Source organism: Mycoplasma sp. 1654_15, assembly GCF_012516495.1.
Lineage (GTDB): Bacteria > Bacillota_I > Bacilli_A > Mycoplasmatales > Metamycoplasmataceae > Mesomycoplasma.
Window position 1 is genome coordinate 324,696 of record NZ_CP051214.1, and the last position, 12,204, is coordinate 336,899.

11 protein-coding genes are annotated in these 12,204 nt (G+C 25.2%); 6 read left to right on the forward strand and 5 right to left on the reverse strand.

From position 1 onward, the window contains the following. Positions 1 to 86 precede the first annotated feature (86 nt). The 5 genes from HF996_RS03955 to HF996_RS01475 all read left to right on the forward strand — a co-directional run bounded on the left by HF996_RS03955 (position 87) and on the right by HF996_RS01475 (position 5,313). Complete coding sequence (locus HF996_RS03955; protein ID WP_217349331.1) at positions 87 to 1,802, forward strand: sodium:solute symporter family transporter; 1,716 nt, start codon at positions 87 to 89, stop codon at positions 1,800 to 1,802. Positions 1,803 to 1,808: 6 nt separating this feature from the next. Then, complete coding sequence (locus tag HF996_RS01460) at positions 1,809 to 2,270, forward strand: YhcH/YjgK/YiaL family protein (RefSeq protein WP_168910309.1); 462 nt, start codon at positions 1,809 to 1,811, stop codon at positions 2,268 to 2,270. Positions 2,271 to 2,334: 64 nt separating this feature from the next. Then, positions 2,335 to 3,156 carry an alpha/beta fold hydrolase gene (locus tag HF996_RS01465; RefSeq protein ID WP_168910310.1) on the forward strand — a complete coding sequence of 274 codons (822 nt, stop codon included), beginning with the start codon at positions 2,335 to 2,337 and terminating at the stop codon, positions 3,154 to 3,156. A gap of 364 nt (positions 3,157 to 3,520) precedes the next feature. Continuing rightward, positions 3,521 to 4,534, forward strand: a complete 1,014-nt coding sequence (locus HF996_RS01470; protein ID WP_168910311.1) for a DNA cytosine methyltransferase — start codon at positions 3,521 to 3,523, stop codon at positions 4,532 to 4,534. After that, positions 4,534 to 5,313 carry an Eco47II family restriction endonuclease gene (locus HF996_RS01475; RefSeq protein WP_254427738.1) on the forward strand — a complete coding sequence of 260 codons (780 nt, stop codon included), beginning with the start codon at positions 4,534 to 4,536 and terminating at the stop codon, positions 5,311 to 5,313. The genes HF996_RS01470 and HF996_RS01475 overlap by 1 nt, the downstream gene beginning before the upstream one ends. Before the next feature lie 54 nt (positions 5,314 to 5,367). Here the strand turns inward: HF996_RS01475 and HF996_RS01480 are convergent, their stop codons facing one another. The 5 genes from HF996_RS01480 to HF996_RS01500 all read right to left on the reverse strand — a co-directional run bounded on the left by HF996_RS01480 (position 5,368) and on the right by HF996_RS01500 (position 10,222). Further along, positions 5,368 to 5,628, reverse strand: a complete 261-nt coding sequence (locus HF996_RS01480) for a hypothetical protein (protein WP_168910312.1) — start codon at positions 5,626 to 5,628, stop codon at positions 5,368 to 5,370. A 250-nt stretch (positions 5,629 to 5,878) separates the two neighbouring features. After that, positions 5,879 to 7,309 (reverse strand): hypothetical protein, encoded by a 1,431-nt coding sequence (locus HF996_RS01485; RefSeq protein WP_168910313.1) that lies wholly within the window; start codon positions 7,307 to 7,309, stop codon positions 5,879 to 5,881. A 451-nt stretch (positions 7,310 to 7,760) separates the two neighbouring features. Further along, a complete protein-coding gene (locus HF996_RS01490) occupies positions 7,761 to 8,771 on the reverse strand; it encodes an Eco57I restriction-modification methylase domain-containing protein (protein ID WP_168910314.1) in 1,011 nt (336 codons plus the stop codon). A 1-nt stretch (position 8,772) separates the two neighbouring features. Next, the gene (locus tag HF996_RS01495; RefSeq protein ID WP_168910315.1) at positions 8,773 to 9,507 is read right to left on the reverse strand and encodes a ribonuclease HIII; all 735 of its coding nucleotides are present in this window, start codon (positions 9,505 to 9,507) and stop codon (positions 8,773 to 8,775) included. Beyond that, entirely contained in the window at positions 9,476 to 10,222 is a 747-nt protein-coding gene (locus HF996_RS01500) for a hypothetical protein (protein WP_168910316.1), read from the reverse strand. Before HF996_RS01500 ends, HF996_RS01495 begins: the two co-directional genes overlap by 32 nt. A 200-nt stretch (positions 10,223 to 10,422) precedes the next feature. On the opposite strand from HF996_RS01500, the gene HF996_RS01505 reads away from it, so the two are divergent. After that, positions 10,423 to 12,189 carry a ribonuclease J gene (locus HF996_RS01505; RefSeq protein ID WP_168910317.1) on the forward strand — a complete coding sequence of 589 codons (1,767 nt, stop codon included), beginning with the start codon at positions 10,423 to 10,425 and terminating at the stop codon, positions 12,187 to 12,189. Positions 12,190 to 12,204 lie beyond the last annotated feature (15 nt).

The following is a 12,204-nucleotide window of genomic DNA, read 5'->3' on the forward strand; positions in this document are numbered from 1 at the left end:
AAGCTAAAAACGAAAGAAAAGCTACAAAATAAACACTAATTAATAAAAAAATTAAAAATTTTAAAAATATTTCGAAAGGAAATTAAATGCTTCAAAAGATAGGTTTACATCCTCTTGATTGAGCTATTATTGCCATTTATCTAATTGCAATTTTAGGAATTGGTTTACTTTTCTGATGATTACAAAAAAGAAAAAAACAATCCAACTCAACCAAGCACTTTTTCACTGGTGGAGGTAAAAACCCAGTTTGAGTTGTAGGAATTTCAATTTTTGCAACCATTACTTCCTCATTATTCTATCTAAATACTCCTGGTACAGTTATGGGTTCAAGATGAGCTTGAATCGGTTCTAATATAGCCATTGTAGCTATGATACCTGTAGTTATTAAGTGAGTTATCCCTTTTTATAGAAGGATGAAAGAATCTACAGCATATTCTTTCTTAGAAAATAGATTTCACTATTCACTAAGAGCTGTAAACTCACTAAGTTTTATTATTTTTCAAGTCTTTAGAGTTGCTGTTGTTTTATATGTTCCAACACTAGCTCTTTCAGTTATTATTGATATTAGTCCAATTTGAATTTTAATTATCGTTGGATTAGTAACGGTAGTAATAACAACAATTGGTGGATTCAAAGCTGTTGTTTGATCAGATGCAATCCAAGGTATTGTTTTATTAGGAGGTATTGTTTTAGTTATTATCATTGGATTAGCTAGAACAAACTGAGGTTCTGATACATTAAAATACCACCAAATTTTAGATGAAAGTTCATTTAAACCAACACTAGTGTTCCCAGGTATTATAATGTTAGCTGTTTATAATACAATTAACTCATTATATTCATTTATGGGTTCACAAGACGTAACACAAAGATATAAAGGAACAAAATCTGTTCGTCAAGTACGTCAAACATTATGAATTATGTTCTGAGCTTCAATAGCAACAATGTTATTATTCTTCGGAGCTGGTTCAATTTTATATACATACTTCTCATCACAAGGATACTACGTTGATAATACAGTAGGAAGTGGAATTAACAACATAGTAGGTACACAAGGATCAGGTCCTGCATTCTTCTCATTCTTCATTGCTGGTTCATTACCAATCGGAATTGTAGGTCTAATTCTTTCAGCTATTTTCGCTGCAACACAATCTACAGTTTCTTCTGGACTTTCAGCTTTATCAAACTCAATCGTAGTTGACTTTATAGCAAGATTTAAACCAAATCTTTCAGATAGAACCTTAAGCTTCATTTCAAAAGCATTAGTTTTATTCTTCGGGGTTTTAGGAATTTTATTCGGAATCGTTTTAATTGCAACAAAACAAGACGACTTATTTAACTACTTCACCGGATTTATCGGTCTACTAAATGCGCCAACGATTGCTATATTCTTGTTAGGAATCTTTACAACAAGAACTAACTGAAAAGGTGCATTATTAGGATTTACAGTAGCAACAGTAGTTGGAATCTGTATTTGATTACCAACACAAAAATTCATCTCACCAAGTGGAGCAGTGTTCTCATTTAGTGGTGCATGATTAACATTAATTACTTTCTCAGTAGCATTAGGACTTGGTTACTTAGGATCACTAATCTTACCTGCTGAACAAAACGATTTAACAAACCGTACATACTGAACAAGATCTAAAGAATTTATTGATTTAATGAATTTAGAAGAAGAACTTGATAAAGCAGAAAAAAGAAAAGATGAAAAAGCTATACTTGAATTACAAGTACAAGTTAACCATCTAACAAAAGTAGTTGATTCACAAGGATACCAACCAAAAACATTGGGAATATAATTTAATATGATTTTTGATAGACTAGAAAATATTTCAAGATATAAAGGGATTCATAAAAATTTAGATTTAGCTATTGACTGAATCCAAAAAACAGATTTAAGTAAATTACCAAAAGAAACTTTCTTTTTAAAAGATAAAGACATTTATGCTTTTCATGCTGAAGTTGACAGCTATGATGAAAAAAGTAAACAATATGAAACACATCAACTCTATGCTGATCTTCATATTATTATTGATCCAGAAGAAAAATTCTATTTTGCACAAGAATCTGATTTAGCAAAAGCAAAAACTGAGTATAACAAAGAATCTGACTTTACTTTATTTGAAATTGATAATCAAGACAAAAATTTATTACATCCTAGTACAAAAGATTTTCTATTTTTCTTTCCAAAAGAAGGACATGTGCCAAAATATATTGGATACAATAGAAAATTAAATAAAATTGTTATTAAGGTAAAAATAGATTAGTAATAATTAATAATATAAAAAGGTAATTAAGACTTTCTTAATTACCTTTTTTAAAAGGAACACTATGGAAAAAGAAGTAAAATTTATTAATTTATATGACAATGAAGTAGAATATGTTTTTATAAAATCAAAAACAAATTCAAATAAAAATTTTATTTTTGTACATGGTTTTACAGGAAATTTTGATAGACTTTTTGAACTAGCTGATCATTTAACAGACTATAACTTGTATGGATTAAATTTTCCCTTAAGCGGAAATACAAAATATAGTTCAAAAGAGCAGGTAAGTGTATTTTGATACGCTAAATTACTATCTGAATTTATTAAACAACTAAATTTAAAAAACACTACATTATTTGGTCATTCTATGGGTGGTGCAACTGTTATTTTAGCTTATCCAGAAGTAAAAGATTTTATAAACAAACTTATTTTAGTTGCACCTGTAAATCGTACTTCATTAGTACGTGAATCTATGTTTAAAAATTGATTTATTAAACCTACTTTAGAAGCAAGAGAACATGTAATAAATAATATCTATCACGATGGAAAAGTTTTCTGAAATAAAGCACAAACTCAAGAAAAAGCACAAGCTTTTATTAAAATAATGAAATCAAATATGGACTTTAATAATAAAGTATCTAATTTAGGTCTTGAATTAATTTCAGAAAAATTATTTACTACATTAGAAAGCATTTTTCCTATAATTAAAGTTCAAACAGTTTTAATTTACGGAACATCAGACAAAATTATTGATGCTGAAAATATTCAAGCATATTATGAAACTTTAATACCAAGTATTTATGTAATTAAATTATTCAATTCAGGTCATATTCCTTGAGAAGAAACACCTAAAGAGTTTTTTAACCAGTTAGCAAAAATCCTTTAAAAACTAACAAATTACTTTTAAAAAACAGCAACAAAAACAATTTGTTGCTGTTTTCAATTTTATACTTAATTTACTTCTTTTTAGAAGCAAATTTGATTAAAATATACAGCTATTTTTAAAAAATTTGTCTTTATTCTTTTAGTATCTAACTAAATAAAATTGGCGATACTTTTAAACAAAACCGTTTAAATACTGACGAATTTTTTTGCTACATATAATTTAAATATTAATAAATTGAATTACTATATAGCTAATAGATTTTGTTTTAAAAATAAGAAATATATTACTTTATAAATCAAGTTAATATTAAAAAATATATTAAATTTATATAAACAAGTTTAAAAATTTCTTTATAATTCATAATATGAAAAGGTTTAAGAGTATTGAATTATTTGCAGGAGCTGGTGGTCTAGCGCTGGGTTTAGAACAATCTGGATTTGAACATATCGGATTATTGGAAGTCGATAAAAACGCTGCAAATACTCTTAAATTTAACAGACCCAATTGGAATGTTTTACAAGAAGATATTTCAAATGTATCAACACAAAATTTATTAGAAATATTTAATATAAAAAAATATGAACTAGATCTTCTCTCTGGAGGGGCTCCTTGCCAATCCTTTTCTTATGCTGGAAAAAAATTAGGATTAGAAGATACAAGAGGAACATTATTTTATCATTATGCTTCATTTTTAAAGCAATTACAACCAAAAATGTTTTTATTTGAAAACGTTAAAGGCTTACTATCTCACAACAAAGGACTCGCCTTTAAAACTATTAAAAATGTTTTTGAAGATCAAGGTTATACAATAAAACACGAAGTTTTAAATGCGTTAGACTATGGAGTTGCTCAGAAAAGAGAAAGATTAATTGTAGTTGGTATAAGAAATGATTTAGCAACAAAATTAAACTTTAATTTTCCTAAAAAATATAATTATCAACTTAAGCTAAAAGATATATTACAAAACGTGCCAAAAAGTGAAGGATCTTCATATTCTGAAGCAAAAAGAAGGGTTTTCGCATTAGTTCCACCGGGAGGATACTGAAAAGATATAGATCCTGAGATAGCAAAATCTTATATGAAAAGTTGTTGAAATATGCAAGGAGGAAGAACAGGAATTTTAAGACGGCTAAGTCTAGATGAGCCTAGTCTAACCATATTAACTACTTGTCAAATGAAGCAAACAGATAGATGCCACCCAACAGAAGTAAGACCTTTTAACATTAGAGAAAGCGCAAGAATTCAGTCTTTTCCAGATAATTGATTATTTAAGGGTTCAATTTCATCGCAATATAGACAAATAGGTAATGCAGTACCAGTAAATTTAGCTAAAGAAATTGGTAAAGAGATTATAAAAACGTTGAAAGGTATAAAATAGTGGAAGAATTTGTTTTAGACTTCATTTCCAAAGAAAATTTTGAAAAACATTTGCTAAATACCATACATTTTTACAAAAAATCTTTAGAAAACATAGATTTTAAAAAATTTAATTCCAACAAAATAGATCCAATAAAATTAGTTTTGGATAAATATATTTTCCAAAAATCATATAAAGAAATAATATCTTTAGAAATTCATAGACAAAAAGATAAAACAAACAACAACCTATTAGGATATTTTCATCAAAATATTTTTCATTATTTTGAAAATTGTTCTGTTCCAAAGCAAGGCTGAGATATTATTTGCAAAGTTTCTAAAAATACTTATTTTGTTGAATTAAAAAATAAACATAATACAATGAATTCATTTGGAACAATTAAAACATATTTAAACATGAAAAATGCTTTATTAAAAAACAACAACAACAATAATAATATTTATGCATTAGTAGAAGTCATTGCTAAAAAATCACAAAATATCCCTTGAATTATTTCAATAGATGATTCTAAACAAGAAATAAATGAACAAATAAGAAGGATTTCGATTGACAGATTCTATCATTTAGTTACTGGTGATGCGTATGCATTTTCTAAACTTTGTAAACAGTTTTTGATAACTTTAAAAGAACTATTAATTAAGAATAAAATAACAAGCAAATTAAAAAATACAAAACAACAAGATATTATAGATTTTTCTATTTCTGATGCAGAGTTAGAAAACAATTTATTTAAAATAGCATTTTCAACTTATTTAGGATTTAATAAAAATGAAGATTAAAAAAACCTCCTATCATAAATAATAAGAGGTTTTTTGATTAATTCATTAATTTTATTAATCTTTATCATTTGATTTATTTTGGTGTCTAAAACTTTTTGATTGTAGATTTTCAAATTCTTCTGCAAGATCAGGATGTTCTTTTTTAAGCACTAAAATTTGAAATTTTCTATAACGTGTAGTAGTGATTAGAAATTTAATAATTAATACAACAAGAACTACAAAGCATATAAAACTAAAAATTACTAATAATAAATATACAATAGTAATTCCATCAACTGCGCTTGCATAATTTGGTAGTGCAAAAGTTGGTTCCATAATTTATCTCCTTTCAAATTTTTTTAAGTTTTTTTATTTATATAAAAAACTTCTTAGAAATTATATATATATATATATATATTCCAAGTAATTAGTAAAAAATAGCAACTAATGTAAATTACAAAAATAATATATTTTAAAATCAATTATTTCATTTTAATGTAAATGATTAATGAATTAATAAATTTTTTCAGAAAATAAGTAAATTTAAAAAACACACACAAAGTGTGTGTTTTTTAATAGTTTTAGTTTAATTACTTTTTACTTCTTTTGGATCGTATTTTCAAATAAATTCTTGTGTATTATCAGAATATGTAATTTTTAGATTTAAAGAAATAAGTTCATTAATCTCAGATTTATTTTGAACAACAACATCAATTTGTTTAATTTTGTCATTAAATTTGTCTTTAATTTCGTTTATTTTAGATTGTTCTTTTCAGTTTTCTGCGCTAAAAGTTTCACGTGGATTAATGCTTAAAAGAATAAGTTTTTGAATTTCTTCTATACTTTCTGAATTTAAATTCTCATTGTTATTTGCTGTAAATTGATATTGTTTAATTTCTTTAGAAAATAAAAATAATTTTTTAAATAGTACTTTTACATCGTCCTTAAAATTTAAGTTAAATAATAATGATTTAATTATATCTACTTTAGGAATTACATCCTGAATTCGGTTTTCAGCTTGTAATCTTCTTTGATATGATCATCATTCATTAGCAACAATTGGCAAATGATAAGCAATAGGTTGAATTGGTAGATAAAAAGCCCTTTCTTCAGAACTAATGTTATTATCATCTAATATTTTTCTAATTTCTAAAAGTATTTTCGCAGTATCATCAAAATATTTATTAAATTCTTCTGCTTGTTTTTCATCTAATTTATCTAATCTATCTTGAAATTCTTTTTTTGCTTGTCTATCTTTTTTTATTTCTTCATCTAGAGCAAAATTATTTCTACGGTTTCCACGACTAGTTCTGAATTTGAATCCTGAAATGATAGATTCAATTTGGTAGAGACTTTGTTCAATTTCTCTTTGTTGCTCAGTTTCAGTAAATATTTTATTATTATCTGTGTATAGCTTAGTTAATTTGTCAAATTGAGGTTTTAATAAGTTGTCTAATTTATCATTTATTTCTTTTATTTGTTCTTTAGAAAATAAAGTAGGTTGGTTTAAAAAATCTTCTGCACTTAAATCTTGATATTTTTTTAAGTCAGGATTTTTTTCAAAAAAATCTTTTTCTTGTTGTGCATTAACTTTTTCTTCTCACACCTTTGAATAAATAGAACTTAATTTTGCGCCTTGCTCTTGAAGCGGTTGTAAAATAGTTTGAGCAGTGTTTATTAACTTCAATTTTTCTTCGTTAGTTATATTAGAATCTTTTAATTTATTTATTAATTCTTCATTAATTTGTTTAATTATTTCATCAAATTTATTTTTCTCTTGTTCTACTCTTGAATCAGAAACAACAATTTTGTTATCTTTTTCATCTTGAGTCTTTGCTTCGTTTAGTAATTGTGTATCTTTTTCGTTTTGTTGATTTAGTTTTGAATTATCACCAACAACAATACCTTTAGGCTGTTTGTCTCCATTTTCTGTGCTCCCACAAGAAATTACGAACAAAGAACTACTAAAAACTAGTGCCGATAAAGGTAATAACAACATTTTCTTTTTTAATTTCATCGTTTAATTATACAGATAAAAAATAATTATTTTAAATTAGCGTACTTTTTCTTGAAATTTAAAAGAAAAGTAATAGAAATTTACAAAGTTAAACCAAAATTTGTCTTTTACTATTTCAAATTTATAAAGTCTTACAGTTATTATAATTTTTATAAAAATCTTTCAAAATGAAGCATATTTGTATTAATTTAAAATAAAATAAAGAATTACAGAGATAAAAATGAGCAGATCCCCTTTTCTTAAAAAAATAGAAAAGGGGATCTGCTCAATATAAAATCTTGTTTTTGATCTTGTTCTTTTGATTTAGAAAATTTTTCTATTTTTTTCTACAAGATAATCAAAACTTTGTTTTATTTTTTCAAAATTATTAAAGAACCGATGCTGTTTATAAGTATTTATCAACTTAAAGTTATTATCAAAATTAGTTTGTATTTTTTGAAAATAATAAGTATTACTTTTTAAATTGCTCTTCATACACCCTTTCAATTATGGCTCTAGCTAAAGCAAAAGTAATTCTTCTTCTTCTTCTTTTTCCTTCCTTGTTATTTCCTTTAAAGGGTGAAAGTAAAATATCATCACTTTGTTTTCGAATTAAATTGACTAAGTTATTACATTCTTGAATAAATTTATGCTTCATTTCTAAAGTAAAATCTATATTTTTTAATTCAATCAAAGTAAAATGTCTTGATGAATGTTTTAAATTTTTCTGTCAATCATAATCAAAATTTTCTTTTAAATCAAATTTTATTTCGCTTCCAGGTATTGTTCCATCAATGCACTTAAGCGCCAATCAAGTATTTAAAGAATTAAACTTTATGATTTGAGTTTTTTTGTACTCTAAATTAAAGCTAAAAATTTTTTTTAAATTATTAATATATTTATTATTTTTGTATATTTTAATTTGGCTATATTCTTTTTCTTTGTTATCAAAACAAACTACACATACAGGATTTTCTGTGTCTAAAAAAGGATTATCTTCAATAATTGTAATTGAAACTAATTTATTAAATTGCTTAAAATTTGAATGAATAAAGGACTCAGGAACAATTGCAACTACATAATCAGAAGCTTCTAACATTTTTTCTAGAGCAATTAAGTAAGTGTCTTCATATATAGAATTTTCAAAGTATTTGTCAAGCCCAAGTTGTTTTCTAGTAGCTGAATTTTTTGCAACATAAGGCGGATTTGTAATTATTATTGCATCTTTTATTTTAGGAATTTCCTTCAAAGAATCATTAATTTTTCAACCTAAAGTCGGGTCAATATCCAAACCAACAATTTCCTTGTTTAAAAAGGATAATGCATCAAATAAATCACCATTACCTGCAAATGGATCATAAAGTATTGGCTTATCAGAATTAATAATAAAATCAACTATGTGTTTATGAAGTCAAGAGTGTTTTTTTGTAAAAAATTGACCCATTTTTGTTTTAAAATGCTTTATTTTTGAAGGGTTTTGCATATTATTTTTCGATTTTATTAACTCCTATTCTTTCAATTATAGTTTCTGTAGTTTTAAAATGATACTTAGCATTTTTTCTTAAAAAATCAAGTGAATGTTTCTGTATTTCTTTCAAAGAATAATTTACTATATTTTCAATACCAGATGAACCTTTTGGAAAAACTGTTTTTCATTTTTTCTCGCGTTTTAACATAGAGATAGTAAGGCTATATTTTGCGATAATCGAAGCTGCTGAAGCCTGCTTTATTTTTTCATCTGCTTTTTTAATTAAGGTGAGTGGATGTTGTTTTAAGTTTCAATGTTTAACATTTAAATTTTCATAAATCTTTAATAAATAAGATTCAAAAGTCTCTTTAGAAACAAAACCATCAATAATAATAGCTTCAGGATTTGTATTTTGAAAATGTTCTTTTTTCAACTTTTTCAACATTTTTAAATACAAAATAGTTTTAATAACATGTGAATTAAAACCTTGATCAATTAATAAATTGTATTTTTCCATATCTAAGACAATAACTTCAAATTTAATTTTATTTATAATTTGATTATATAAATTTTCTAGTTTAATTGCAGTTAAAGTCTTAGAATCTTTTATTTGTTCTAACAGCTCAGAATCTAAATCACTTTCTCTAAATAGTGTACAACAAACAGTTAGGTTTGTAAAGTATTCACCGACCCCCACTTCATCACAACCTACAACATAACTATCTTTGTTTATTGAATTTAAAATGTCCATTTTCATCCTTTGTAATTAATCTATCTGATATTATAAAGTATTTTAAGTCCCAAATATATGCTCTATTAGAAATAAAAATTAGTTGGTTTCAGATGTTTATAATGTCTATATTAAATTTGTTAAAATATTTTTTAATTAGTACTTTTTCTTTATTAAATCTCATTTTTTCTTCTTTTTCTATGTATTTTCCGACAGGTTTTTCAAAAGGAATATAAAAAACTTTTTGTCAATTAATTTCTTTGTTGCAGTCTTTAATATAAGAAAAACTTAAAAGTTGCTGAATTCAATTATTATTTTCTTTAGAATCAAAAATTATTTTGTTATTTTCAGCATACAAAAGAGCTGGATAATCTTTATTTACATCTAAATTTGTTAAATCTTGATTAGAAAATACAACACTATCTTCTAAGTTGTTTAAAAAATTTGCTCATTTAGGCAAAGTATTTCCATAATAAATAAAAAATTTATTATGATTAAATTTAAGAAAATCTTTAACTAGTTTTTCTTCATTGTTGTCAAGAAACTTTTGACTAAAAACCTTCATTTTTGAAGCTAAAAACTCTTTTTTTGTAAATAATAACTCTATTTCTTGTAAAGTATTATCTTCTATATTTTTTTGCTTTAAAAATTTTAAAAATTCTTTTAAATCAAAAGTAGATTTAGTAATTAAACTAAAAAAAATTATTGCAAAATCAAGATTTTTCATTTTTGTCATACTTAACTAATTTTAAAACTTAATAATAAATAATGTTATTTTTCAAAATTTTTTTGTGAAATATTATTTGATAATATATAATTTCAAAATTATTATTAAATTACAATAATGATTTTTTATTTCACAAAGTAATTTTATTTTTGATAAAAACTCTAGTCAGTATAACTAGTTTTATCTTAATTTTTTAAAGGATAATTATAATGAATAATAACTATATCGAAGAAACTAATGATAGAAATTCGAAAATCAAACCTACAAAATTTTTCGGTCTTGGAGGAATGCAAGAAATTGGAAAATCCACTTTAGTAATTGAGCACGATTCAGATATTGTAATAATAGATTCAGGAATCAAATTTGCTGATATTTTTACAACAGGAGTAAAAGGAATGATTCCTGATTATTCTTATTTAGCTAAAAATCAACACAAAATCAAAGGTCTTTTTATTACACACGGACATGAAGATCACATTGGTGGAATTGTTTATTTAGTACAGCAAGTTCACATTAAAACTATTTTCGCACCAAGAATTGCTATTCAATATTTAAAAGCCAGATTTGATGAATTTAGTTTAAAACTCAAAATAAAATTTATTGAAATTGAAAAAGATGCAGTTCATAAATTTGATCATTTAACTGTTGATTTTTGAACAGCGCAACATTCAATTCCTGACGCTTTTGGTATTAGAGTAAGTTCTAAAAATGGCTCACTTATGTGTACAGGAGATTTTCGTTTTGATTACACTCCAATTGGAAATTACACAGATTTTAGTAAATTAAAAGAAATTGGTGATCAAGGTCTTACAATTTTATTCTCAGATTCTACAAATGCAATGAGACCTAGTCATTCACCTAGTGAAAAAGATATTTTAAAAGATATAGAAGAACACATTAAAAATGCTACTAAAAAAGTGATTATTACTGCTTTTGCTTCTAACTTAACAAGAATTAAAGCAATAATAGATTTAGGAATTAAACTAGAGAAAAAAATTGTTACTTTTGGTAGAAGTATGATAAATGGGGTTAAAATAGGAAGAAAAATCGGTTATATTAATATCCCAGATAATGCTTTTGTTGACAAAAAAAATATTTCTAAATATGATCCAAATGAGATTTTAATTTTAACAACAGGATCTCAAGGTGAACAATTAGCGGCTTTGGATAAAATGTCATACAACAAACATCCTCACGTTAAAATCGGAAGCAAAGACGTCATTATTTTTTCCTCATCTCCTATCCCTGGAAACAGAATCAAAATTGAACTTTTAATTAACAGACTTTACAAATTAAATGCAATTATTAAAGAAAATGGTCCAGATGGTTATTTGCATACTTCAGGTCATGCTTACAAAGAAGAGCACGAAAAAATATTTAAACTAACAAAACCAAAATACTTTTTTCCCTATCATGGAGAGTATAGAATGTGTTTAGCTCATAAACAAACAGCAATTGAATCTGGGGTAAAAGCTTCGAATGTAGTTATTCCAAGCGTTGGTGAAGTTTATGAAATAGTTAATCAAAAAATTACTAAATCTAAACAAGTAATTCATACAGGTCCGGTCTATATTGATGGAGATATAGTTTCAACAGCAAACTCACAAATCTTAAAAGAAAGAGAAGAATTACGAGAAAACGGTTTTGTTTTTATCCTTACTGCTATAGATAAAAAAACAAACTCAATAATCGGAAGATCAAAAGTAATTTCTCGTGGTGCTTTTTTTGCAAAAAATTCAAAAACACTTTTAAATGAAATCAGAAGACTAGTGCATGGAGCTGTTTTATTTACTATCAAAAATGAAGCAAATTGAGAAATTCCGCAGTTAAAACAACTAATAAAAAACAGGCTAACTACCTTCTTTTATAAAGAAAAAAGAAGAAAACCTGTTATTTTATCTTCTTTTTTATTTGTTGATAAAAAATACGATTTTTTAGAAGATTATGCAAAACAAAACAACATAAACAAACAATAAAGACAGGTAATTTTT